The sequence below is a fragment of the Streptomyces sp. NPDC021224 genome (assembly GCF_044332905.1).
Lineage (GTDB): Bacteria > Actinomycetota > Actinomycetes > Streptomycetales > Streptomycetaceae > Actinacidiphila.
On the sequence record NZ_JBIRPW010000014.1, the window covers coordinates 98,611 to 121,807 of the forward strand.

The 23,197-nt window shown below is 68.4% G+C and carries 20 protein-coding genes and 2 pseudogenes; 15 read left to right on the plus strand and 7 right to left on the minus strand.

The features are described 5' to 3' along the window. Positions 1-865 precede the first annotated feature (865 nt). A complete protein-coding gene (locus ACH4PY_RS28335) occupies positions 866-3,244 on the minus strand; it encodes a CRISPR-associated endonuclease Cas3'' (RefSeq protein ID WP_398188867.1) in 2,379 nt (792 codons plus the stop codon). A 184-nt stretch (positions 3,245-3,428) separates the two neighbouring features. Between ACH4PY_RS28335 and cas5c the strand changes: the two genes are divergently transcribed. From cas5c to cas7c, 3 genes are read left to right on the plus strand one after another with little or no spacing between them, the layout of a single operon-like run. Further along, positions 3,429-4,199, plus strand: a complete 771-nt coding sequence (gene cas5c / locus ACH4PY_RS28340; protein ID WP_398188871.1) for a type I-C CRISPR-associated protein Cas5c — start codon at positions 3,429-3,431, stop codon at positions 4,197-4,199. 1 nt (position 4,200) lies between these two features. Then, positions 4,201-6,030, plus strand: a complete 1,830-nt coding sequence (gene cas8c, locus ACH4PY_RS28345) for a type I-C CRISPR-associated protein Cas8c/Csd1 (RefSeq protein WP_398188874.1) — start codon at positions 4,201-4,203, stop codon at positions 6,028-6,030. Positions 6,031-6,088: 58 nt separating this feature from the next. Continuing rightward, positions 6,089-6,958 (plus strand): type I-C CRISPR-associated protein Cas7/Csd2, encoded by an 870-nt coding sequence (cas7c, locus tag ACH4PY_RS28350; RefSeq protein WP_398188877.1) that lies wholly within the window; start codon positions 6,089-6,091, stop codon positions 6,956-6,958. Between the two features lie 371 nt (positions 6,959-7,329). On the opposite strand, the pseudogene ACH4PY_RS28355 reads toward cas7c, so the two are convergent. Both ACH4PY_RS28355 and ACH4PY_RS28360 read right to left on the minus strand, forming a co-directional pair. After that, positions 7,330-8,527 (minus strand): annotated as a pseudogene (locus ACH4PY_RS28355) (ISAs1 family transposase). A 159-nt stretch (positions 8,528-8,686) separates the two neighbouring features. Then, a complete protein-coding gene (locus tag ACH4PY_RS28360; protein WP_398188880.1) occupies positions 8,687-9,088 on the minus strand; it encodes a VOC family protein in 402 nt (133 codons plus the stop codon). Positions 9,089-9,330: 242 nt separating this feature from the next. Between ACH4PY_RS28360 and ACH4PY_RS28365 the strand changes: the two genes are divergently transcribed. The 4 genes from ACH4PY_RS28365 to ACH4PY_RS28380 all read left to right on the plus strand — a co-directional run bounded on the left by ACH4PY_RS28365 (position 9,331) and on the right by ACH4PY_RS28380 (position 13,488). Then, positions 9,331-9,861 carry a regulator component gene (locus ACH4PY_RS28365; protein WP_398188883.1) on the plus strand — a complete coding sequence of 177 codons (531 nt, stop codon included), beginning with the start codon at positions 9,331-9,333 and terminating at the stop codon, positions 9,859-9,861. Continuing rightward, a complete protein-coding gene (locus tag ACH4PY_RS28370) occupies positions 9,852-11,060 on the plus strand; it encodes an MAB_1171c family putative transporter (protein WP_398188886.1) in 1,209 nt (402 codons plus the stop codon). Before ACH4PY_RS28365 ends, ACH4PY_RS28370 begins: the two co-directional genes overlap by 10 nt. A gap of 80 nt (positions 11,061-11,140) precedes the next feature. Then, positions 11,141-12,235, plus strand: coding sequence for a cytochrome P450 (locus tag ACH4PY_RS28375; protein ID WP_398188888.1), 1,095 nt, complete (start codon positions 11,141-11,143; stop codon positions 12,233-12,235). A gap of 947 nt (positions 12,236-13,182) precedes the next feature. Then, entirely contained in the window at positions 13,183-13,488 is a 306-nt protein-coding gene (locus tag ACH4PY_RS28380) for a helix-turn-helix domain-containing protein (RefSeq protein ID WP_398188891.1), read from the plus strand. A 72-nt stretch (positions 13,489-13,560) separates the two neighbouring features. Here the strand turns inward: ACH4PY_RS28380 and ACH4PY_RS28385 are convergent, their stop codons facing one another. After that, the gene (locus ACH4PY_RS28385; RefSeq protein WP_398189127.1) at positions 13,561-14,007 is read right to left on the minus strand and encodes a Secondary metabolite protein; all 447 of its coding nucleotides are present in this window, start codon (positions 14,005-14,007) and stop codon (positions 13,561-13,563) included. 422 nt (positions 14,008-14,429) lie between these two features. Here ACH4PY_RS28385 and ACH4PY_RS28390 point away from each other — a divergent pair, with 422 nt between their 5' ends. The 8 genes from ACH4PY_RS28390 to ACH4PY_RS28425 all read left to right on the plus strand — a co-directional run bounded on the left by ACH4PY_RS28390 (position 14,430) and on the right by ACH4PY_RS28425 (position 21,089). Beyond that, positions 14,430-14,756 carry a transcriptional regulator gene (locus ACH4PY_RS28390; RefSeq protein WP_398188894.1) on the plus strand — a complete coding sequence of 109 codons (327 nt, stop codon included), beginning with the start codon at positions 14,430-14,432 and terminating at the stop codon, positions 14,754-14,756. A gap of 1 nt (position 14,757) precedes the next feature. Next, on the plus strand, positions 14,758-15,771 hold the full coding sequence (locus tag ACH4PY_RS28395) for a hypothetical protein (RefSeq protein WP_398188897.1): 1,014 nt from the start codon (positions 14,758-14,760) through the stop codon (positions 15,769-15,771). Then, a complete protein-coding gene (locus ACH4PY_RS28400; protein WP_398188900.1) occupies positions 15,771-16,469 on the plus strand; it encodes an ATP-binding protein in 699 nt (232 codons plus the stop codon). Before ACH4PY_RS28395 ends, ACH4PY_RS28400 begins: the two co-directional genes overlap by 1 nt. Positions 16,470-16,572: 103 nt before the next feature. After that, positions 16,573-17,136, plus strand: a complete 564-nt coding sequence (locus ACH4PY_RS28405; protein WP_398189131.1) for a WhiB family transcriptional regulator — start codon at positions 16,573-16,575, stop codon at positions 17,134-17,136. A 92-nt stretch (positions 17,137-17,228) separates the two neighbouring features. After that, a complete protein-coding gene (locus tag ACH4PY_RS28410) occupies positions 17,229-17,999 on the plus strand; it encodes a hypothetical protein (RefSeq protein ID WP_398188903.1) in 771 nt (256 codons plus the stop codon). Between the two features lie 474 nt (positions 18,000-18,473). Beyond that, positions 18,474-18,908: a plasmid mobilization protein gene (locus ACH4PY_RS28415; protein ID WP_398188906.1), complete on the plus strand. Its 435-nt coding sequence runs from the start codon at positions 18,474-18,476 to the stop codon at positions 18,906-18,908. Further along, on the plus strand, positions 18,908-20,617 hold the full coding sequence (locus tag ACH4PY_RS28420) for a relaxase/mobilization nuclease domain-containing protein (protein ID WP_398188909.1): 1,710 nt from the start codon (positions 18,908-18,910) through the stop codon (positions 20,615-20,617). The genes ACH4PY_RS28415 and ACH4PY_RS28420 overlap by 1 nt, the downstream gene beginning before the upstream one ends. A gap of 94 nt (positions 20,618-20,711) precedes the next feature. After that, entirely contained in the window at positions 20,712-21,089 is a 378-nt protein-coding gene (locus ACH4PY_RS28425) for a hypothetical protein (protein ID WP_398188912.1), read from the plus strand. Between the two features lie 29 nt (positions 21,090-21,118). Here the strand turns inward: ACH4PY_RS28425 and ACH4PY_RS28430 are convergent, their stop codons facing one another. From ACH4PY_RS28430 to ACH4PY_RS28440, 3 genes and pseudogenes are all read right to left on the minus strand, one after another. After that, positions 21,119-21,688, minus strand: coding sequence for a DUF4913 domain-containing protein (locus ACH4PY_RS28430; protein WP_398188915.1), 570 nt, complete (start codon positions 21,686-21,688; stop codon positions 21,119-21,121). A gap of 378 nt (positions 21,689-22,066) precedes the next feature. Then, the gene (locus ACH4PY_RS28435) at positions 22,067-22,741 is read right to left on the minus strand and encodes a hypothetical protein (protein WP_398188918.1); all 675 of its coding nucleotides are present in this window, start codon (positions 22,739-22,741) and stop codon (positions 22,067-22,069) included. A 109-nt stretch (positions 22,742-22,850) separates the two neighbouring features. Next, positions 22,851-23,137 (minus strand): annotated as a pseudogene (locus tag ACH4PY_RS28440) (ATP-binding protein); the annotation flags it as partial. Positions 23,138-23,197: the final 60 nt, after the last annotated feature.

Consider the following 23,197-nt stretch of genomic DNA (forward strand, 5'->3'; position numbering starts at 1 on the left):
TGAGCTGTGGATGGGCGCCCAAATCTCGTCTTCGGCCGGACCGGCGTCCGGAACGACCATGAGTTCACGCGAACGGGCGAAGCTCCGCCCTGGGCGGGCCCTGTCGAGGGGGCGCTGGTCGGGTGCCCGGCTCGTCGCAGCAGGAGCGCGCCGCCCCGGCGCCGCTCGGGGAGGCTTCGCCGGGCGACCACCTCTGTCGACGCGGAAGACGACAGTGGGCGCTCACTTCCGGTGGCCTAGCTGTTCGCCGTCTTCGGCGCGCCGTGCCGGCCGTGGTCGGCGCAGCCGGATCGGTGTTCGGTCCCCTCTGGAGGGGTTGCTTGCCTGCCCTGAGGTAAGTTCGCGCCATCGTCACGTTTGGACTGCATGATCGCGGTGAAGTTTCGTGCCGAGCCGAGAGGGCCGACGGTCTGTTGGTTCGGAACCTCAAGTGCACACGCGACACGTGGTTCGCACCGAAGAATAATGTCGGATATTGACCCACTTGACCCCCGCGTGCTCCTGTCAGCAAGACCCCATCGGGCAGGACTACGCTGGTCAAGTACCGTGGCCGTCGCCCTCCGGACGGCGGAGGATCGCAACGGCGACGCGGCGAAGCGGCTGGCGCACCCCGGCGTGGTGGCCGTCGTCCTCCGGGACGACGGAGGATCGCAACAGACCCTCCTCGGAGATTTGGGCTGCGTCCCACTCGGTGGCCGTCGCCCTTCGGGACGACGGAGGATCGCAACCACGCCCACATCACCCCGGGGGAGTGGCACAAGTAGTGGGCCCCCGTCCTCCGGGGCGGCGGAGGACCGCCAGGAACAGCCGGCAACTCCTTTCGGTGCAAGCCGCTCTGCTGGAGCGTTGCCCGGGGTCCGGATGGTCACGCAGGGGGCTCGATGCCCCGTTGGGGGTGGTAGGGACCGACCCACTGGTGCAGGTCACCGGTGATGTGGATTGCGTGGTCGGCGTCGATGGCCAGTTCCAGTTCCCGCTGGGGGATGGATGCCATGTGTTGCTGCAGGGTGCGGTAGGTCCCTGGTGCTGGAAGGCCGTGGAGGAGTTGGTCCACCGCCTTCTCGGCGGCCTGTCGGATTTCTGCTTTGAGATGGGGGCGAATGACGATCACCGCCACGGAGTGTTCGTTGTCAATGATCCGCATTCTTCGCGCGACCTCCGGGTAGTCCAGTTTTGCTCGCACTGCTTCGATGGCTTCTCCGGTGGCTCCGTTGGGGTCTTTGGAGTGTTGTCCTGCCTGAAGGCGGTAGCGGTGCTTGTAGTACGAGCGGAGGGTGTCCAGGTGGTCGGGAGCGGCCAGCCCATCGCCGAAGCGGCGGGAGGCTGCTGCGAGGGCGCAGGGGTTGTAAATCACTTCCGGGTTGAGGCCGTCTCGGGGGTCGAAGATGGTCATGACGCTGTCCTTCGTGGCGTGCTTGCCCTCGCGGTTGATCCGTCCTGCGGCCTGTTGTTCGGACTCGGGCGTTGATCTGGCGCGGTATCCGCGTGGGAAGTCGAGATTGACGCCGGCTTCGATGAGCGAGGTGGACACGAGGAGGGTGCCCAGGCCGTTCTCCAGGCGTTCCTTGGCCGCTTGGATGGTCTCTCGACGGTGGCCGCCGGTCATGCGGGTCGACAGGTGCAGGACGCTTGGGTCCTCTTCGCGAGTCGTGCCGAGCCAATTGCGGTGAATCTGATTGGCATCTTTGGTCCCGTTGACTACGACGAGGGCCTGCTCGTGCTCGGCCGCTTCGGCGGCGATACTTGCGAGGGTCACGTCCGGGCCGGTTCGCCACTTGTACGTGACGCGGCGCAGTCGCTCGAAGAGCGGAGCGGGATTCGCGATGATGTCACGTTGCGGGAGACCGGAGCGCCAGGGGTTCAGCGCGGCGAGTTCCGGCTGGGTTGCCGACGAGAGGACGAGGGTGACTCCGTAATGCTCAACGAGTTCGCGTAGGCTCGAGAGGATCGGGGTCAGGAGCCTGTCGGGGAGAGCCTGCACCTCGTCGAGGACGATCACGGAGTTGGCGAGCCGGTGGAGTCGGCGGGTGGCCCAGGGCGTGTTTCCGAAGATCGTTTCGATCAGGCGGACGGTGGTGGTCACGATGAAGGGGGAGTCCCAGTTCTCGGTGGCCAGTTTCGCCCACCGGTTGGGTCGGTCGCGTTGTCCGTCGCGGCGCACGTTCGTCGGGCTGCCGGCGGAGCGCGGCGGGCGTTGCTGGGGAACTTCGACGTTCACGGCCGAGTGGTGTTCCAGCACCACGGGCGGTCCTTGCTCCGGGTCCAGGAGGCCTCGGTACTCCGCTGCGTTCTGCTCGGTGATCGAGATGAAGGGGACTGCGACGATCACGCGTCGCAGCCCGTGCAGTGCGGCGTGGCGCAGGGCGAAGCCTCCGCCGGTGAAGGTCTTTCCAGCGCCGGTCGGAAGATGGAGCCGGTACACGCCCGGATTGCCGGCGGCGGCTGCGAGTGCCTCCTGGTAGACCTCCTCGCGGAGTTCGTCCAACCAGGAGGTGCCCTTGGAGCGCTGGCGTTCCGCGAGGGACTCCTGGCGACGGGCCTCGTACCGCTCCCATAGTTCCGCCATGTCGACGTGCGGCCGGATGTGTGTGCCAGGTCTGAAGTGGGCGGCCGTGTCGAGACGGTCGGCGTCGACCACGGCCGAATAGGTCATGCGGACCAGCATCTCCACTGCGATCTTGTCTCGGGGGTCGAGCCACTCCGGGGCGGCCGGGCATGAACCGTCCAGGATTTCCGGCACGACCGCGGCGACCCGGTGGATGGCTTCGTCCACCTCGCCGGAATCGGCCATCAGGGCCTTCAGCCGGAGGCGGACTTCCGACCACGCGGACAGACCAGTGTGGTGTCCCTCGATCACGCCGGCGCAGGGCAGCAAGGCAGGGAAGGGTTCGGCTGCCCGGGCGAACAGGAGGGTTCCGGCGTCGTTGTGCGGTGGCCGTCTGGTCTTGCGACCGGTGGTGGCCTCCTCGATTAGCCCCTCCTGCCATGCACAGGCTCCTTTACCCGTGTCGTGGTCACGCCCAAGCCGGTAGGCGAGGTCACCGGCCCCCCATGACTGCGCGAACAGACGGGCCAGCTCACCCGTACCGCGGGCGTGGTCTTGGTACCAGTGCCAGGTCCCTTGGTAGCCCGGCGAGTGGGCAACGAGCTTGCCCTCCGGAACCGGCGTAATCCCATCTACTCGATCAACTGGTCTGTTTACAGGAAGAATTGACTTTTCGTCAGTAACGCGCTGAGATGCCATCAGACCACCACATTTCGCTACCGGTCCGACCCGAGACATATGAGTCGCGGATCGGGCAGCTCCTGCCCGGGGCGCCGCTGCGACGTTTGGGTGGCTGCAGATGAACCGGGCCGATCGCCAGTGTCGCGACAGTAGCGGTCGGCACTGACAACCGGCCGAGCCGCATATGGAGGGGGAAGTTTGTATGGCCAGAGAGCAGATCCGGCGGCGCGGTGAGCGCCCGGATCGGCCGCTGCACGTCGAGGTTGAGGCCTGGGGACTGTTGGCCTGCTTCACGCGTCCGGAGCTCAAAGTCGAGCGCGTCTCGTACCCGACCATGACCCCCTCGGCGGCGAGGGGACTGCTTGAGGCCATCTTCTGGAAGCCGGAGATGACCTACCGGATCGAGCGGATCGAACAGCTCAAGCCCGTGAGGTGGACCCGCTTCCGACGCAACGAGGTCAACAACTCGATCATCACCAAGAACGCCTACGAGAGCCTGCGAGCCAACAGTGGCTACCGCTACGACGTGGCTGAAGACCGCGGTCAGCGGGTTACCGTGGCCCTGCGCGACGTCGCTTACCGCATCCATGCGACCATCCGCGCCACCGACCGGTGCACCGCGCCCCTGCCGAAGTACCGCGACCAGTTCGACCGCCGACTCGCACGAGGCGCCTGCTACGAGCAGCCCCACCTCGGCTGCCGCGAGTTCGCGGCCTTCTTCGGGCCCCGCGGGTCTGCGGAGGAGGCCGGCGAGGTCACCGCCGCCGACAAGGCGGGCATTCCGCCCATCGACGAGCTTGGGCTGATGCTCCACCACATCGAATACCTCCCGAAGGGCAAGGAGCGTTACCACTGGTTCCGGGCCAGCCTGGAGTACGGCGTTCTTCAAGTGCCCGACCGCCCGCTCGCCCTTTCCCTGGCCGGCGGGATGCCTGGAGCCGAGGGACGCGCCTCTGCGGAGGAGGTGGACTGACGTGCTGCTGCAGAGCCTCGTCCAGCAAGCCGACCGCTTACAGGGCGACGCCCCCGACTATTACCTCGCTCGCCGCGTCATGTGGCAGATCGATCTCTCCTGTACGGCTACGGGACACGCTGAACCGCTGATCATCGACCTCCGACAGGAACAGCGGACGATCACTGCTCCATACACCGGACGCTCCGGGTCGAAGCCGGCGCCGATCCTGTTCGCCGACACCGCGCAGTTCGCACTCGCCCATCCCGGCCTGGTGAAAGGACCGGATGGCGAGAAGGCCCTCTCGGCCAACTCCGCGGACGTCACCAAGGCGAGGACCCGGCATGCTGCCTACCGCGCGTTGGTCACTTCCTGGTGCAACGAGCATTCCCACCTTGCTCAGGCACAGGCAGTGTCCGCCTGGCTGAACAGTCAACCGATCGCCTGGCCCGTGGAGATGGACAAGGACCACCTCGTCGCCATCAGTGTGGAGGGGGAGTGGATTCACGACCTGCCGGAAGCTAGGAGCTGGTGGGCCGGCAAGGTCAAGGAAGCGAAGAGCGGGAAGGCGGCCAAGGGGAACCAGGGCCACTGCCTTGTCTGCGGACAGCTCATGCCCTTGCTGTCCACGCTCCCCGTGCCGATCAAGGGCATCCCCAACTCCGGCATGAACACCCAGCTGGTCAGCCTCAACCAGCCCGCCCATTACCGGGCCGGCACCAAGCAACTGGGTGCCACCCCGATCTGCGTCGATTGCGGCACCAAGTCCGCCACCGCCTTGAACGCGCTGCTCGCCGACCCCGAGCACCGTGCCTACGCCGATGACTCCGCCATCGTCTGGTGGACCCGCGACCCGGACACCGACACGGCCATGTGGACCCTGCGCGACCCCCAGCCCGAGGAGGTGGCCCAACTCGTCGCCGGACTCCGCCATCCCCGGCAGGGACGAGACGCGCTGGCCGTCCTCGACGAGGACGCCTTCCACGCGCTCACTCTGCGGGTGAACGTCAACAGGGTCATCGTCGCTGACTGGATCACCATCCCTGTCCCCGAACTGAAACGCAGACTCGGGACCTGGTTCGCCGACCAGCAGACCTGGGACGGCTGGAACAACACCTACAGCTACTGGTCGGTCTGGCGACTCGCCCTCGCCTGCGCCCGTTGGGACAAACGCAAGAGCAAATACGTGGACACCACCGTCCCCAAGCACCTGCAGGCCGACCTCACCAAGGCCGCCCTCCACGGCGCCGCGCCTCCGGCCCATCTCCTGCCGGTCCTCCTGCAGCGCATCCGCGCCGATCACCGTCTTGACCGCCCCCGCATCGCTCTGCTGCGGCTCGCTCTGATCCGTACGACCACCCGCCACAAGGAGCTGTGTGTGCCCCAGTTGAACCCTCAGTCGACCGAGCCCGGCTACGTGTGCGGCCGGATCATGGCGATGCTCGAATCGATCCAGCGCAAAGCCATGCCCAAGGTCAACACCACCATCACCGACAAGTACCTGAGCACCGCTGTCGTCTCACCCCGAGCCGTCCTCACCCGCCTCCGTATCGGAGCGCGACCCCACCTGCGCACCATCGCCCGCACCCACGAGCCGGCAGCCAAGGCCATGGACAACAGACTGCGAGACACCTTCGACCTGCTCGACACCATCCCGGCCCATCTGAACACCGAGCAGCAGGCACTGTTCATCCTTGGCTACGACCACCAGCGAGCCCACTCCGCACGTGCTGCTGCGGAAGCCATCAAGGCACGGGAAGCCGGCAAGGAACTCGCCGCGGGGCAAGAAGCGGACGCCCTTCCCGAAGCCCCCGACGGGGACGCCGACTCCTCGGACTACACCATCGGGTAACAACCCCGCCACCAGGTCACCACGACGCCACAGCCTCGGAAGGACACCGAGCTCCACCATGACCGACGCACACCTGGACCCCACTCACAAGCACGACTACGTCTTCCTCGTCGACGTCAAGGACGGCAACCCCAACGGTGACCCCGACGCCGGCGGCATGCCCCGAACCGACCCCATCACCAGCCAGGGCCTGATCACCGACGTCGCCCTGAAGCGCAAGATCCGCAACGCCATCACTCTCGTCCACCAGGGCCAGCCCGGCTTCGAGATGTACGTCGAAGAGGGCGTCGCTCTCAATCCGCAGATCCAGCGCGCCTATCTCGAAGGAGGTGCCAAGGAAGGCGAGACCGCCACCGCGCAGGAGTGGATGATCCGCAATTTTTGGGACGTGCGCCTGTTCGGAGCCGTGATGTCTGTGGGCGACCAGAAAAAACACGCGGGCAAGGCCCGCGGGCCCATGCAGCTCACCTTTTCCCGCTCCATCGACCCTGTCACCCCGCTTGAAGCCGGCATCACCCGTGTCGCCCCAAACAAGCCCGAGGACCTGGCCAAGGGGAAGGTCACCGAGATGGGCAACAAGCACTACATTCCCTACGGGCTCTACCGAGGCCACGGCTTCTACTCCGGAGCCCTCGGCACCAAGGCCGGAGTCACCCCGGAAGACCTCGCCGCCTACTGGCAGGCCTTGACCATGATGTTCGACCACGACCGAGCATCCGCGCGTGGCGAAATGGCCATCCGCGGCCTGTACGTCTTCTCCCACGCCGACGCCTACGGACGAGCCCCCGCACACAAGCTCTTCGACCTCATCCGCATCAAGCCGCTCGGGCACAGTGAGGCCCGTTCCTGGGACGACTACGCCGACCGGATCACCATCGACGAGGACAAGGTCCCTGTCGGGGTGACATTGACCCGGCTCATCGACTGAGCCCGCCCTTCGGGACGTCGAGGATCGCAACACCACGGCGTAGGCCCGGTCACGGTCCAGCGGCAGGCGAGTGGCCGCCGTCCTTCAGGACGGCGGGGGATCGCAACAGCGCGTCCTGGAGCGGGACGACGTTCACCAGGTCCGTCGCCGCTGCCCTTCGGGGCGGGGGAGGATCGCAACAGCACGAAGCGGGTGCTCGGCGAGATGCTGGGGCCGCGTGGCCAACCGCCCTCCGGGACGGCGGATCGCAACTTGAGGAGGATCGCCTTCCGGTCCGGGCTCAGCAGCGTGGCCGCCACCCGCCAGAGGGAGGGATCGCATCACCGGTTCAACGGCAGGGCCCCGGCGAGTGCCTGGCTCGTCCGGGTTGATCATGTGATGCCGTAGAAGGTGAGGATGCGGGGCGGTCGGTGTGGGCTCGTCGTCCGGCGGCGGTGTTGACGTAGCCGGCGAGCTTGAGCGCGCTGCGGATCAGGTCGCGGAGGGCAGCGAGTACGGCGGGCGCATTGTGGGTCCTGACCTGGGACTTGTCCTCGTTGAAGGTGACATCTCGGCACCAGTGGACGGTGTTCTCCACGGTCCAGTGGCCGCGAGCCCAGGATGCGATCTCGGCTGCGTTCGCTTCCTCGGCGGGCAGGTCGGTGACGGCGTAGACGGTCTCGCTGGATCATTTCTTCGCCCCGTAGAGACGACGACGGCGCTGGATGCGCAGGACCTGGGCCGCGTGCGGGAAGAGCAGGCCGTCGACGGTGACGACCTGTACGAGCCGCTGCTCGTGGCGGCCGTGTCCCCGGGCGTCGTCGCGGTGGATCACGGGGATGGCCTTCCAGGGCAGGGCGTGGAGTTGACGGGCCTGGCCGCGCTGGTTGTTCTTGATGGTCAGCAGGTAGTGGGCGCCGCGTTCGCGCAGGTAGGTGGCGTGGCCGTGTTGGGCGTGGAGGGCGTCGGCGGTGACGACCGCCCCCGCGAGATCCGCGTCGTCGATCTGGTCGAGCAGGGGTGCGAACTCGGGGATCTCGTTGGTCTTCGCGCCGATCTAGCGGGAGGCGGGCGTGACACCGTCGCCGTGCCGGACGGCGGACAGGACGAAGACGCGGCTGCCGTCGGGGCGTCTGGCGCCGCGCAGGCACTTACCGTCCACCGCGATCGCCCGCCGCCGGGGGCGTACCGGCTCGGCGCGGGCGGCCGCCCGGTGGGCCCGACGCTGTTCACGCTCGGTGCCGCCGTCGGGCATCACTGGCTCCGGACGGCGGGACCGTGCGGACAGCAGGGGCCGCAGGTAGTCGTGCCCGGCCGCGCTGATCTCGCCGGGATCGAGCCGCCCCAGGACGCTGCGCAGGGTTTTCTCACTCGGGATCCGGTAGCGGCCAAGGAGCGGGTGGTAGGGCAGGCCGCCAGGACAGAGGAGAGCCGGTAGCGCACTCCGCGGGCCCCTCGCGGATCGGTGACCGACTCGAACTCGGCAACCAGGCCACGGACTTGGTCCTTCGCCACACCCTCGCGGAGAGCTTCCAGGCAGGGCGCATGAGGCGCACGGGCAGCGACAGGAGATGATGGAGGAACGAACACGGCACCTTCGTGGATCTTGCAGCGTAGAGAACTGCATGATCCACAGGTGCCGTGTTCATCTGCTTCTGGGGCTCGCCATCGAGATCAATCACCCCAGGGTGGGGCGATCCAGGTACTCGCCGGGGCCATGCCCGGAGCCCCGGGCCCATCCGGTGTCCGTCAGAGCCCGACGGGCTCGCCGTCGATCCACTGGACGCGCCTATTGCGGCACAGGCAGAAGGGGTGGCCGACCAGGTCGGTGTAGACGCGCCAGCCGTAGCCCTCCTCGCCGACGAAGGCCTTGCGGAGGGTGGCGCCGAGGGCGGTGAGGCGCTGTTCCTCGGGTTCGAACTCATCGACTTCGAAGTCGAGGTGGAACTGCTTGGGGTGCTCGTCGTCGGGCCAGTTCGGGGCGCGGAAGTAGTCGACGCGCTGGAACGCGAGCTCGATCTTGCCGAACTTGATGCCGGCCCAGTTGTCGTCGCTGTCGGGCTTGACGGGTTCGCCGGTGACCTCGGCGTAGAACGCCGCGAGCTTCATGGGCTCGGGGCAGTCGATGATGAAATCGGTGAGCTTCAGCATCCGGCGATCTTGCCACGCGGACCGCGAGGGTGGCAGGGGTGAAGCCAGGCCCCCGCCGGGGCCCTGGCTTCAACGGCGGGACCCGCTACTCCACCAGGGTGGCAAACCGATCACGCACATGCCACCGGTCCCCTGTTCTCGATAGCGTTCCGGTAATCGATGCTTGGGAGGGCTCCCCACACGGACCCGCATCCAACCGCATGTCACGAGTAGTCGCGGAAACGAGAGAGAACGTCGGATTCATGCACGACAGTCAGGTGCGCGAATCGCATGAACGGCACATCAACCGTCTGGGTCTGCCCTACCGGTTCACGACTCGTGAACTCTGCGACGCCATCGCGATGCAGCGCGGAAAGCCCATCACCGTGAGGCCGCTGGACACGAGAGGAAAGGCCAACGTTCCCTGCGGGGTCCGTGTAGAGACTCCCACCGGTGACCTTGTCTTCTATGAGAAGAGCGCATCTGTCCACCACCAGCGCCACATCCTCACACATGAGTTGATGCACGTGTACATGGATCACCCGGGGAGCTTGGAAGTGGACACGGCTACTGCCCGTCTCATCGGTGTGAATCCGATTCTCGTCCTGCGGATGTCGGGCCGCACGAGCTACTCCTCGGAGGAAGAAAGGGAAGCTGAGATGTTCGCCAGCCTGGTCCGGCACAGGATGTATCGGGAACGGGAAGCACCAGCGAGGGATCCTGCGAGAGGTTCCGAGAGCTGGGAAGCACTGTTCGCACAGCCCTCCATGAGGAGCCGTCGCCGTTGCTTGTAAACGCCTTGTTCTTCGGGATGGCCTTCCTGCTGGCCGCTGTCGCCGCGTACTGGCTGGCCGGCCGTGAAGGGTCGCGGCCGGCGGGCAGCTTTGCCATCGGCTCGCTCCTGGCCTCCTGCGCGTTTGCCTTCCTCGCTTACACGCCCGTGGTCATCAGTGCGACAGGCAGCGTCGTCCCGCACTTGTCCCGCCTGATGAGCAACTCCGCGTCCGTCGGAGCCGCCACCTCGGTCGTGGCCGTCTCGTTCCAGATGAACCTGGCTCCCGACGAGGCGAGCCGGCGTATCCGGCGGCGACTGGTCTTTGCCGTCGTTCTGCTCGCTGGAATGGCAGGGCTCTTCCTGTCAGAAGGACTCATCGCCCCCTCAGGGAAGCGATACGCCCTGTACCTGGGGCTTTTCATCTCCTACTTGAGTCTGGCCCTCGTCGATTTCATGAGGCAGGCCTTGCGCCAGTCGCGGTCGACGCGCCGGGGCAGCGTCCGCATCGGTCTGCGCCTGGCGGTGGCGGGGTGCGCCTTCGGGCTGGTCTATGCCGGCTACAAGACGTCTGTACTGGCTTCACTCGCCCTGGGGCTGCGCCTCGTCAGCAGGGACGAGCCGAAGTGCTCCTCTCTGATCGCTCCGCCGTGCCTGTTCAGCGTGAGCGCCCCGGCGCTCGCCGTGCTGCTCATCGGTGTCGGCTTGACGCTGCCAGCCCTCGTCTACCCGATCAGCCAATCCAAGCGTCGGCGTTGGGAAATTCGTTCGTTCGTCGCACTTGAACCTCTGTGGAGGGACCTGGCGGACGCCATGCCGCACATCGTGCTCCGGGCGCCCGAGGATGATGGCGATATGGACCACGACCCGGGCTTTCTCCTTCAGCGGCGCGTCGTCGAGATCAGCGACGGTTTGCTGGAGCTGCGACCGTACCGTCCGCGAAAGGTCCTGGAGGCCGCTCGGCGGCGCGTCGACACAGAGACACGGCCCGGTGCCGCGTTCGCGGAAGCGGCACTCGCGAAGGCAGCGCTTGCCGGGCTGCAATCGGGTCGGCAGCCGGTCGATGTGGTCAGTGCGGAGATCTTCCCGCGCGGCGGCGACCTGCGAGCCGAGGCTGACTGGCTGGTTGCCGTCGCGGATGCCTACGCGCGAGGTGACACGTTCGGGCTTGATCTCGCCGGCGATGAAACGCCTCGAGCATTCCGGGACGTGACGGCGTGACCCCGACTTCCCCGGCTTCCCAAGGACCAGGCAACCCTGTCCTCGCCGTAGCGGCCGAGCCGCCCCGCCCTGTGCGGGAGATGGTGGTAGGAGCGGGCGGGAACCCCAGCTTCCTGGTCAGCGGGTACGCCGAGGCCCGCCAGGCGCTGGCCGACCCCCGCCTGTCGAAGGACACGGCGGCCTTCTTCGCCGACAAGGCGTCGAAGCGCCGACTGCACCCGGCTGTCGCGCACACCATGCTGGCCTGCGACCCGCCTCAGCACACACGCCTGCGTGCCCTGGTCACCAAGGCGTTCACCACCGGGCCCGTTGCCAAGTTGCAGGGCTTCATCGCCCGCACCGCGGACGCGCTGCTGGACAAGTGGCCCGCCGACGGGGAAATCGACGCCATTGCGGAGCTGGCCGTACCGCTGCCGGTCATCGTCATCTGCGAGCTGCTCGGCGTCCCCGAGGCCGAGCGGGCGCAGGTGAGGCTGTGGTCGGCCGACCTGTTCGCCGACGGCCGGCCGGACCGTATCGACGCGGCCTCGCACGACCTGGCCGGATACATGGCCGACCTGATTGCCCGCCGACGGCAGCACCCCGGCGACGCCCTCCTGGACCGCCTCATCCACGCGCGCGACGGGGATGATCAGCTCACCGAGGCCGAACTGGTGTCCCTCGCCTGCCTCCTGCTCGTCGCCGGCCACGAGACGACCGCTAACTTCATCGGCACCGCCCTGCTGACCCTCCTCCGGCACCCTGCGGAGCTGACACGACTACGCGCCCACCCCGGCGATATCCCCGCGGTGCTGGACGAATTGCTGCGGTACGACTCCCCGGTGAGCACCGCCACCTTCCGGTACGCCACACAGCCCCTCACCCTCGGCGGTACGCACATCCCGGCGGGCGCACCGGTCCAGGTGGCAATCGGCGACGCCAACCGCGACCCGGCCCGTTTCCCGGAGCCTCAAAACCTGGAGGCAGGGCGCGACGCGGCCGGCCATCTGGCGTTCGGCCACGGCATCCACCGCTGCCTCGGCGCCCCCTTGGCCAAGGCCGAGGCCGGCATCGCCCTCAGCGCCGTCCTGACCCGGTTCCCCCACCTCCGTCTTGCCGTTCGACCGGACGAACTCGTCTGGCGCCGCACCCGGCTGGTACACGGCCTCGCCGCACTCCCTGTCCTGCCCCGGTGAAAGGGCCCGCCGAAGCCGAGGGGAGGCGCGCTTGCGGCGCGGTTGCCGCCCGCGCGAACTTCTGCGGCCGAGCGCCTTCCCCGACCACGAAGCTCACGTTTCAGACAGCGCCGGACGGGGAGCTCGGGAAACGCAGCCCGAGCCCCCGAAACCCCTCGGCACGGGAAGGGGCGTCCGACCGCAGCCGGGGCCCTACTCGCGTGGCTTGCGTTTGGCCCGGGCGATGGCATCGCCGGCCCGGTTCGGGTCGTCCGGCGCGGGCGGCGGATGTCCGTCAGCGCCGTAGCAGGATCCGCACCTTCCGCAGGTCCAGTCGTCGCCGTCTCGACGCATCGGTGTCCGGCAGCAGAACGGCAGGTCGAGCGGGCTTCTCGGTGCCGGGATGACTGGGATGACGCGGTCGTTCGCGTCGTCGCCCCACATCAGCGGTCACCTTCGGCGTCCTGCCGGGGAAGCGGCCCGGTGACCGCAGCCATGCCGCGGAAGCCGCGGGACGGGTGTCGGAGGCGGGCGCACAGCGGGCACGACCGCGGGTCGTGCCCAGCGCCCTTCGCCGGGCCCGCGCCCCTCACCGCGCCCGCCGGGCAGGTACGAAGCGGACACCGGCCTCGCTCACAGTGGCGGTGATGGTGCGCCCGTCGGCAGTACGGCGTACCGATCCGACCGCCAGGACGCGCCGTGCGGGCATCTGAGGAAGCGGAATGGGAGGATTCGTCATTGGTCAGACTCCTGTCGTGAGCAGGGACTGGCTGGCCCGGCCCGGTGTGTCAGCACAGGCCGGGGTTGTCCGGGCCCGGTGTGTCACCGCCGGGCCCGGTTACTGGCAACAACCCCGACCAGGCGTCAGGCCTGCGGATCAGGGCTGCTATTGGCAATTGCGGACATTTGCCACCGTATGGGCACCCATACACGTAGGCAAGTCGACCCGCCCGCGGACGAGGAACGGGATGGTTGAGGACGAGGAAGCCGACATCGCGGTGCGGCGAGCGCTCAGCGCTCTGGATGCCGTCGAGGCCATTCCGGACCCGATCGCCCAGGTCCGCGCCATCGGTCAGCTGCTGAAGGACCAAACCGAGCGCAACAGGCGCTTTTACGACAGGCGAAGAGAGCTCGTCCTCGCGCTGCGCGCGGAGAACGTGTCGTACCGGAAGATCGCCACCGAGCTCGGCGTGTCCCTCGGGACCGTCCAGGACATCGAGCGGGGAGCCGGTCGGTGGGTGGATCGGGAGAAGAGGCAGCCGGGCCGTTCGTAAGGCGGGTGTGCGGGGCGACGCTTCCTCGGCTCGGCACGGGTGGCTTGCCCGGATAGGCGAGACCGGTCGGCGCTACTCGTCGTCCAGCAGTGCGGCGTCGGGTTCGTCGCCCGGGAGTCCCTCAAGGCGCCGCGCCTGCTCGATGACCGTGCTGAGCATCTGCAGGCTCGAAGGGCTCAATCCGTTGGCGCGCAGTGCGACGCGCCGCACCTTCTGGTCGCGCATGGCCGCCACGAGCTGGATCTCGGCGCGCGTGCGTTCGGCCACGCCCTCGTCGAAGAAGTAGCCGGCGGGCACGCCGAAGAAGCCTGCGAGGGCCCTGATCGTCTGGAGTTTGGGATTCGCCTTCGTGCCGGTTCTCAGCTGCTGGATGGCGCTCGGGGAGATGGTGACGCCCGCTGTGTTCCGGATGCCGTGCGCGACCTCGGCGTAGGTGTAGGGACCGCGGCCGGGTGGGTGTACCTCCTGGAAGAGGTAGTCGAGTAGTTCGGCGAACGCTCGTTCTCGGTTCGCGGCCATCACCAGTCCTTCGTCGTCCACGGGATTCTATCCACTTTGGTGGTGATTTCGTGTCTTACGTGGCTGAATGACGACACTGCGGTTAACGTGATCAACGAGACTGCGGTGCGTGCACCACTCTTTGTCATCGCCACTGGAGTGTTCCGCTCCTGGTGAGGCCGGTTGAAGGTGGAGCCGCTCGCGTCGATGTCGCAGGTGCTCACCCCCGCAGTGGGATGACCCGGCGTTGCTCGCCCCGAGAAGGGAGAGGCAGTGCGTCAGCGCGGACCGTAGAGAAGCCGCCGGTGCAAGAGAACGGCGCCCGGGAGTTCCAGCTCCCAGGCGCCGAGGTCGGCACCACGAAGGCGCCCAATCACGTCATGCGAGCGGCAGGACCTTTGGACGAGCACCCGCCGCGCGCCGTACTCACCATGGAGTTTCGCATGTCCGCAACGTGCAGCGGAAGTCCGGCATGCCCGGACAAGAGCCGACAGCGTCGCCTCGTCGCCCGATTGGCGGCGGCCGTCCCCGGCGCCGCCACGATCCAGGTGAGCCTCACCGACCCGAAAGCCGTCTGGCCGCACCCCCACGCGGTCGCCCGGGGAGCGACCGGTCAGCCCGTCGAGCTGACCCGTACCGGCAGTACCGTCATGGCCCGCTGGATCCTGCGGGCTTGGCCAGACGTCGACTGGTCCCGCCCGCACACTCTCGACCTGGGTTCCGCGCGCATCTGCGCCGACCCCAGCACGCATCGAGGCGAGGGGCGTTGATATGCCGCGGATCCGCACCATCAAACCCGAGGCCTTCGTCTCCGAGTCCCTCGCCGAGGTCACCGTCGAGGCCGAGCGGACCTTCGTCGGCCTGCTCACTCAGGCCGACGACCATGGTCGGCACCGCGACAACGCGGCGATCATCGCCGGGCTGCTGTGGCCGCTCAGGGCGGAGCACACCTCCGTCCACGTCGAGGACGACCTCACGCAGCTCGCGCAGGCCGGTCTGATCTGCCGGTACACCGGATGCGACGGCCGTCGTTATCTGCACGTCGTCGCCTGGTACGACCACCAGAAGATCGACCGGCCGAGCCAGTCCCGGATGCCGGCCTGCCCTCACCACCACGCCGACGGGCGGTGCGGGAACTGTAAGGGGGTCTGCACCCGCGTGGCCGGCACCTCGGTGGATGGTCGGGTTCGGTTCGTCGAGGGATCGGCAAGCGAGCCTCGCGACCGGGTTCAGGACGCTCGTACAGCTGACGCCGACTCCCACAGCCCGCTGCCGCATACCGCCCCGGAACCGTCCCACAAGCCCGGGAGGAGCGAGCCAACCCCGGCGCCCGATGACGCGGGTGCGGCTCGGACCAGCCTCGACGAGTCCTCGTCGAATGTTCGTCGAGCGTTCGGCGAGGACTCGGCGTCCGGATCCAGGATCTTGGATCCTGGATCATCTGTTCCTTCGGGTCGCGACGCGCCCGACGTACCGCCCCAGGCTGGTCGGCTCGTCGCGGAGTACGTCTCGGCGTGCGGTCGTCGACCGCCCAACGATGTCGTCGCCCACGTCGGCCGGGTGGTCAAGAAGCTGCTCGGCGAGGGCATCGGGCAGGATCACGTACGAGCGGGGCTGCAGCGGTACGCCGAGATCCAGGGGCATCCTTCTCGCTTGGCGAGCCTGGTCAACGACGTGATGAACGTGCCCGGGAGCCGCGCAGCCCCTGGCAACCGGCTTGGCGCGCCCGCTCACCACGCGTGGACGAATCCCGCTGACCCAGCCGCCTACGCCGAGGAGCTGTGATGCGCACGCGTGAGCCGCAACCCCTCGGCCAGGGCGGGGCGTTGGAACGGATCTCCCGCATTCTGGCCGCCCGAGGGATCGCCCCGGGCTCCGCTCCGTCGTTTGCGCCGGACGATTCGGGGCCGCACGCAGCGCTGGCTGCTCTGTCCGCCGGCCTGCCGCCGCGTTACCGCGACGCCGAGGCCTCCCAAGCCCAAGTGCTGGAATGGGTTCAGGAGGTCGTCCGACTGGCCTCACCGCCAGGCCCCGGGGCGCGCCCGCAGGTGACTACCGGCCCGAGTCTCCTGCTGGCGGGCGTCACAGGGTCGGGCAAGACCTACGAGGCGTACGGAGCGATCCGTGCCCTGGCCCGCGCGGGGCTCGGAGTTCGATGGCGAGCGATGACCGCGGCCGACATGTACGCGAGTCTGCGTCCCCGCGCGGGCGCCGACAGCGAGGCCGAACTGGCCGGCCTCGCGCGCTCCCCGTTGTTGCTCCTCGACGACCTCGGCGCTGCGAAGACCAGCGAATGGGTCGAGGAGATCACGTACCGGCTGGTCAACCGCCGCTACAACCTGATGCTCCCCACACTCGTCACCACGAACCTGCCCATCGCCGACCTTCGTGCCCACCTCGGCGACCGGGTTACCTCGCGCCTGGCCCAGATGACCACCCGCATCTCCTTCGCGCCCGTCGACCGCCGACGTGCGCGGGCCTGAGCCGGAAGCCTTCTCCTCCGTGTGCCCGCTGCCGTCGGCCGCGGTCCGCCCGACCTTCTCCGACCCGCGCGAGCGGCTGCCGGAGAGCAACCGGAGCCTGTACATGACCACAGTTCAAACACCAGGGGTGACCGTCCGCTACCGCCTCCGCGGAGACCACAGCTGGCAGAACGATGCCGTGTGCCGCGCCACCGACTACAACCCGATCGATCCGGAGTGGTTCTTCCCCGGGCCGGAGGAAACCGAGAAGATCCGCGCCGCGAGAGCGCTGTGCGCGCAATGCCCGGTGCGACGGCTCTGCCTGGAGGTCGCCCTTGAGACCGGCGACACCTACGGCATCCGGGGCGGCATGACCGAAGAAGAGCGCGAACCGCTCCACGCCGAAGCCGCCCGTCGGCTCGACGAGGGGAGGGTCACCGCCGTCCTGGCCGGGCATGATGTCCACCTCAACAGGGCCGAACGCCGCGCGGTGGTCGCGATCGCCTACGAGCAAGGCGTGAGCGAGGAGCATCTCTCCCGGCTGCTGAAGGTCAGCGAAGAGCATGTCCAGAAGCTGTATCGCAAAGCCCGCCGTGCTTCGCGGAGCCGGGCGGCGAAGGTGGTCACGGAGGTGGCGCGACTCGCCTACGAGCCTTCCGACCGTCGCGACTTCGGGCCCGTCGCATGAGTCGCATCCTGCCCTCCCCGCACGTCACGGGGTGGGACCGCGCTGCCGTCGTCGCCCTGGGCTCAGCCGGGTGCTCGTTGTCCTACAGCGCTTTGCAGCAGACCGCCATCGCCGTCCACGTGCGCCCGGGACTGCGCTGGCTCTTCCCGCTCGCGATCGACGGCTTCATTGCCTACTGGGTACGCGCCCTGCTCGTCCTGCGCACAGCTCCCATGAGGGCACGCCTTTACGTCTGGACGCTCTTCGGCACAGCTACCGGCGTCAGCGTCTGGGCCAATGCTCTCCACGCCGTCCGGCTCAACCGGACCGACTCTTCGGCCGGCGCACTTCGCCTTGGCGATCAGGCGGTCGCCGCACTGTCCACGGTCGCCCCGCTCGCCCTGGCCGGAGCGGTCCATCTGTACATCCTCGTCGCCCGGAGTTCGGGCCGCCCGGAGGCCGCGCACGACGCGGCTTCTCACGGTGACGCCTCCGGACCGCGGCAAGCTCCTGTAACCGTCCAGGACACGTTGCCCGCGGAACTGCGGACAGCGGTCGGACCGTCCAGGACAGCCGGTGAGGTCGGTGACCCGGAGCGGACGCCTCCTCCGTCCAGGCGTCCGGCAAGGGCACTGTCCGGCGACGGAGAAGCCGGGAGACCAGCTGACCGGTTCCACCGGCCTGACACCGACGGGCTTCTCGCCGTCGCTCGCAAGGCCGCCCTGGCCGAGGGGAAGCTGACCCGGAAAGTGATCGCTCAGGCGATCCGCGGTCAGGGCATCCCGCTGTCCAACGACGCGCTCACCAGGGTCATGGCTCATCTGCGGCAGGAGGCCGGGCACCAGGGCCGGGAGGCCGTGGACGCCCCATCGCCACCCGTGTAGCGACCGTGGTCAGAAGCATCCGTGTGCCCGCCCGACACTCCATCCGCCGGAGAAGCTCATGCGTACGCGCCCCGCAACCGCCACCGAAGTGGAAACCTGGCTGGCCGTCCTGTGCGGCCACGGCTATCTCCACCGGGCCGAGACAGCTCCTGATGCCTGCTGGGTCGTGCAGCACCGACCGCAGGACCGGCCCTGGACGCTGCACCATCCCGTGTTGGCCATGGACTGGATCGAGAATTTCCTCCGCACCATCCGCCGGAACGACGGACGGAGTGGCTGATGCCCCACGGAGGCCCGGACGCCGCTCACCCCGCAATCGTGCCCGAACCGACCACGGCCCCAGGCGGAGCAAGTTGTCGCCTACGACGGTCCTACGGCCCGTCGCACGCTTCAGAAGACCCGACCGGTTCCCGAGCGAGGGCGCTCGGGAACCGGTCGGACGCCCGCAGCCAGGGGGCCGCGGACACCGGGGGAGTGGCCGACGACCAGCCGCACGAACGAACGCCCCCTTTCCCCGACCGCAAGCCCCGCCGCCGCGCCCGCAACCCGACCGAGCGCGCCTACAAGCTGACGGTCCGCCTGTCCGACACTGAGCGCACCGAGATCGCCGCCGCCGCGCGGCTGCACGCCCTCACCCCGGCCGGCTTCCTCGCCACCGCCGGGATGGCAGCCGCCCGCGGCCAGGTCTCCGTCCGGCCTGACCGGCAGCTGGCCGCGGCGGTCGACGAGCTTGCCGCACTGCGGACCGCGATCTCCCGGGTGGGCAACAACGTCAACCAGATCGCCCACGTTCACAACGCCGTCGGGCAGCCTCTGCCCGTACGGCTGGACCGCGCTCTGCGCACTCTGCTCGACGTCCTCGCCCGGATCGACGCCGCAGCTGACGCGCTGGTCAGCAGGCGCTCGTAGTGGTGCCGAAGATCCGCCGTGGCTCCCGCACGTACGGGCTGCTCGCTTATTTGTACGGGCCCGGCCGCCGCGACGAGCACGCCGATCCCCACCTCGTCGGCTCCTGGGACGGTTTCGCACCTGACCCCGGCCGTACTGCTGACGCCAAGGCAGCGATGTCCCGGCTTGCGGCCGCTCTGGACCTGCGGGTGAAGCAGGCCGGTGCCGCCGCACCCGCCCAGCACGTCTGGCACTGCTCCGTCCGCACCGACCCCGGCGACCGGGGCCTGAGCGACGCCGAGTGGAATGACGTGGCCTGCCGCCTGGTCACTGCCGTCGGCCTCACACCGGAAGGAGACCCGGACGGTTGCCGCTGGGTCGCCGTACGCCACGCTGAGGACCACATCCACATCCTCGCCACCATGGTCCGCGGTGACCTGCGCCGGCCCCGGGTGAACTACGACTTCAAGAAGGCCCAGGCCGAGTGCCGCCGCATCGAGTCGGAGCTGGGGCTGCGGCAGCTCAAGCCGGGCGACGGCACCGCGGCGAAGAACCCCACCAGCGCCGAACGCTTCAAGGCCGAGCGGATCGGCCGCGTTGCCACTCCGCGCGAGATGCTGCGCGAAGCCGTGCGCAACGCCGTGGCCGGCACGGCGACGGAGGAGGAGTTCTTCACCCGGCTGCGCGAGGCGGGACTGCGCACCAAGCTGCGCCGGGCGCCCTCCGGGGACGTCCTCGGCTACAGCGTCGCCGTCCCCGGCGACCGCAACGGTCAGGGCACGCCCGTATGGTTCGCGGGTTCGACCCTGGCCCCGGACTTGTCGCTGCCCAAGATCCGCCGCCGACTTGACCAGACCGCTCTTGCCGATGGCGGCGTGGAGTCGGCAGTGGCGGGCCCCTACGGTTCGGGTCCCGCGGGTCAGCGGCGCGGAGCTGTCGCTGTTGCCGAACAAGCCGTCGCCGAGCTGGAGGGCTGTGATGACGAAGCAGCCGCACATCTTTCCGGCATCAGCGAACTCCTCGACGCCGCCGCCCAGACTTCTGCGGCCCCTACCCGTACCGAGCTGCGCGAAGCTGCCCGGGCCTTCGAACGCGCTACCCGGAGCCACGTGCGAGCCGAGCAGGCTGACACCCACGCCCTGCGGGCCGCGGCACGGGGCATCGTGCAGGCCGGGGGTGCGCTCGGTCGAGGTGAAGACGGCGCGGCCACGGCGATGCTGCTGTCCACCCTGGTCCTGGCCACGATCGCCACGGCACGCTGGCACGACGCCCGCGGCCACGCCCAGCAAGCGGAAGCCGCTCGCCAGGCTGCCACCCGACTACGCGCCGCCTACCATCAGGCCGCCGCCGCGCCCCTCGACCTTCTCCGACACCAGGCCCGCTCCCTCCCGGCAGCCCAACGCCAGAGGTACGAAGCCGCCGTCCGGGACGCCTTGCCCGCCGCCGTGCACCCCGAGGCCGACCACTCGGTGCTGGCTGCCACGCTTGCCCAGGCCGAACAGGCTGGCTACGACCCCGGCATGCTTCTGCGCCAAGCGGTGGGGCTTCGTGAACTGGACACCGCCGAGGACATCAACGACGTCCTGGTGTGGCGTCTCCGCCGGCTGGCCGACCTCCCCGCGCACCCCGGGACCGGCCAGGATCCACTGGCTTCACCGCGACAGACCTCCGGTTACGCAGCTATCGCCGTGACCCAGCACGCCCAGGACCGGCGCCCACCACGACGCTGAGCGACAGATCGCCGAAGCCGTGGCCCCACCTCGACGGCGACCGCAGGTGTCTGTTACAGATGGAAAAGTCAGCCTTTCGAGGAGGAGGGATATCGTGCCCAGCACGACCAGCTATCCCGCGGAACCGGTCCTCGCACCCCCGTCCACCCTCCCGGCGGCGAAGCGCCAGCCCGAAGCGCCCACGGATCCGCTCGCCGTTCGAGGGCTCAGTCACCCTCGCGAGCTGACCCTGCGGGGCATCCCCGTGATGTGCTCCGCCTGCGGCGCCCGCCGTGACTGGCTGCTGATCAACCAGGCCCGCGACGTCTGGATCCGCTGCCGCTGCGCTCACCAGTGGCTGGAACCCGAGATCACCCGTGCCGACTACGAGGCCCTCATCTCCGTCCCCGCAGGCACCAGCTATCCGACGACGAAGGTGGCCATGCTCGCCCTCGGATTCGACGGCTCCTTCTACGGCGCCTACCTGGCGTAGGGCTTTGAAGGGGCGAGGCCAGGCGTCAGCTACTCCGCAGCTCCGCCGCTCTGCGACCCCGGAGGCAGCAGCAGCCGGTGGTTCGGCCGGCGGGCATCAGTGGTGCAGGCGGCAAACGGTCCGTCAGGGGCGCGGAGCTGGAGCATGGCGATGTCGAGGTGGTCACGGTGCCAAACGCTCGGTCCGGTCAGCCCCGCGGCCGCGCCGGTGAGTTCCCTCCAGGCCAGCCACAGCGCGTGCAGCCGGGCGACCGCCTCCGGGTGCTCATGCCACTGCTCACACCAGGGCCGCGCGGTGCTGACCTCACGGCCGTAGTTCGGCAGGAGCACACCATGCACCCAGTTGCGTAGAGCCGCCAATTCGGCCTCGTAGGCCTCGTCTGCCACGGTGAGAATGAACACCGAGTGCGGTGCGCTGCCTTGCGGTCGCGGTTCACCGCCTTCCTGGGCGGACCGCAGGCGGTCGAGAACGACACCGTGCCGACGGACCTCTGCCACGGTCGCGGCCAGAGCGCTGGCGAGATCCCCGAGATCCTCGTCGGCTACGCAGCCGGGGTCCATGTCGGCGGCGTCATGGACGGGCGCTGTGGCGTCTGTCATCGCGACTCCAAGTAAGAGAAGGGGACCGGGGGGCCAGCGACTTCGACGAGGAGCAACAGATTTCTGGTGCCTGCAATATTGATGGTGCCGCAGTCCGTGAAGCTGCGGACAGCGCCGCGGTTGCTGTCACCGGGGGTGCGATGGTTGGGGCTGCGATGCTGCCGCAGCCGGTGAAACCGCGGTGACAGCAACCGAACTATTCGGGCGGCAGGGTCGAGGTCGTCCAGCCGCAGCATGGCTGTGTAACTTCGACCGGATGTCACTCCGAGGCGGTTTCGGGAGCCGCTCAGGGCGCTCGTCCATGATCGATGTCAGTGGGAAGTGATGTCAGTTGTCGGCCGTGCTGAGACGAGATCTGTGCCCGGCGGATCGCCGACGTCAGCTCTGGCCGCAGCGCTGGAGCATCAACCGGTAGTCATCGGGGTTTGCCAGGATGATTTCCTTGGCCCGTTGATGATCGCTCTGAAGGGCGTCGGGGTAGGTGGAGGTCTTCAGCGAGATCCACAGCGATAGATCTTGACGTGTCTCAAGGTCTTCGCAGGCCAAGAAGGCAGCCAAGACCGCGTTCCTGTAGTCGGCCCGGAGGTCGGAGAGCGCGTCCAGGACGGCTTTGCTCTCGGGAGTGGGCGTCTGGTTCGCCAAGTCCTCCCTGGATGCGTATTTGAGCCCTGGGCGGGAGAAGTACCAGGCCATGGTCGCTCCGACCTTTTGTGCGTTCGTGCCAGAGCGGAGGTATTCGATGATCTGTTCCTGCGTCCAACGGTGACCTAGAGACTCGACCAGGGGGCGGATCAGTTGGTTGATCCCGCTTCGGCACTGATCATGCATGGCCGCGTCGATCAATCGATCGGCGTACTGGCGGGTGAGGTCAGGGTCTTCCTCAGCTGCCCGCCCGACTTCCCAGCGTTTGACCGCGCAGCGGTGATGCGGATGCTGGTCCGCCATCCGCTCGGGAAGAACCCAGGCCGGGCTGAAGACTTCCAATAGGCCGTCAAGGAGCGGCTCGAACGCGGCTTCCCGCCCAGGACGATCCGGGATCATCTCAAGAGCCATGCCCACCTCCTGGCCAACGCTCGCTGACGCCGACCGGCAGCGAATCAGGGTAACCCTTCGCGGCGGCTGGGACGCCCGGGGCGTCCCAGCACGCGGCCGCGGCGGTCTGTCAGCTGGCGCGTTCCGCTTGTGCTCGGGTGTGGGCGAGGCGGTAGGACTCGGTGACGGTCCGGATGATCGCGCCGTTGAAGGTGAGGCGAGGTCGACGATGGCCGCGCAGAGGCGGGGGCCGGTGAAGGACTTGGTCCAGCCGCTGAAGGATTCGTTGCTCGCGATGGCCACACTGTTCTTTTCCTCGCGCTCCGTCAGAACCTGGAACAGGACGGAGTCGACGGGGACCACCTTCACCTTCCGGGCCGGGGCCGACTCCGAGCCCCTTCTGGACAGTGCCTGCCACTGGATCAGCACCCACGAGTGCGCCCCCCGGAAGCCGACGACCGGACGATGGCTTCGGTG

Excerpts from the sequence above, each read along its gene's own strand:
- ACH4PY_RS28390 (WP_398188894.1), top strand. The coding sequence starts at position 14,430 with ATGTCCGCAACGTGCAGCGGAAGTCCGGCATGCCCGGACAAGAGCCGA.
- ACH4PY_RS28335 (WP_398188867.1), bottom strand. The coding sequence starts at position 3,244 with ATGGCATCTCAGCGCGTTACTGACGAAAAGTCAATTCTTCCTGTAAAC.
- ACH4PY_RS28435 (WP_398188918.1), bottom strand. The coding sequence starts at position 22,741 with ATGGCTCTTGAGATGATCCCGGATCGTCCTGGGCGGGAAGCCGCGTTC.
- ACH4PY_RS28395 (WP_398188897.1), top strand. The coding sequence starts at position 14,758 with ATGCCGCGGATCCGCACCATCAAACCCGAGGCCTTCGTCTCCGAGTCC.
- ACH4PY_RS28385 (WP_398189127.1), bottom strand. The coding sequence starts at position 14,007 with ATGGCCGCGAACCGAGAACGAGCGTTCGCCGAACTACTCGACTACCTC.
- ACH4PY_RS28365 (WP_398188883.1), top strand. The coding sequence starts at position 9,331 with ATGCACGACAGTCAGGTGCGCGAATCGCATGAACGGCACATCAACCGT.
- ACH4PY_RS28405 (WP_398189131.1), top strand. The coding sequence starts at position 16,573 with ATGACCACAGTTCAAACACCAGGGGTGACCGTCCGCTACCGCCTCCGC.
- ACH4PY_RS28360 (WP_398188880.1), bottom strand. The coding sequence starts at position 9,088 with ATGCTGAAGCTCACCGATTTCATCATCGACTGCCCCGAGCCCATGAAG.
- ACH4PY_RS28375 (WP_398188888.1), top strand. The coding sequence starts at position 11,141 with ATGGTGGTAGGAGCGGGCGGGAACCCCAGCTTCCTGGTCAGCGGGTAC.
- ACH4PY_RS28400 (WP_398188900.1), top strand. The coding sequence starts at position 15,771 with ATGCGCACGCGTGAGCCGCAACCCCTCGGCCAGGGCGGGGCGTTGGAA.
- cas7c (WP_398188877.1), top strand. The coding sequence starts at position 6,089 with ATGACCGACGCACACCTGGACCCCACTCACAAGCACGACTACGTCTTC.
- ACH4PY_RS28380 (WP_398188891.1), top strand. The coding sequence starts at position 13,183 with ATGGTTGAGGACGAGGAAGCCGACATCGCGGTGCGGCGAGCGCTCAGC.
- cas5c (WP_398188871.1), top strand. The coding sequence starts at position 3,429 with ATGGCCAGAGAGCAGATCCGGCGGCGCGGTGAGCGCCCGGATCGGCCG.
- ACH4PY_RS28430 (WP_398188915.1), bottom strand. The coding sequence starts at position 21,688 with ATGACAGACGCCACAGCGCCCGTCCATGACGCCGCCGACATGGACCCC.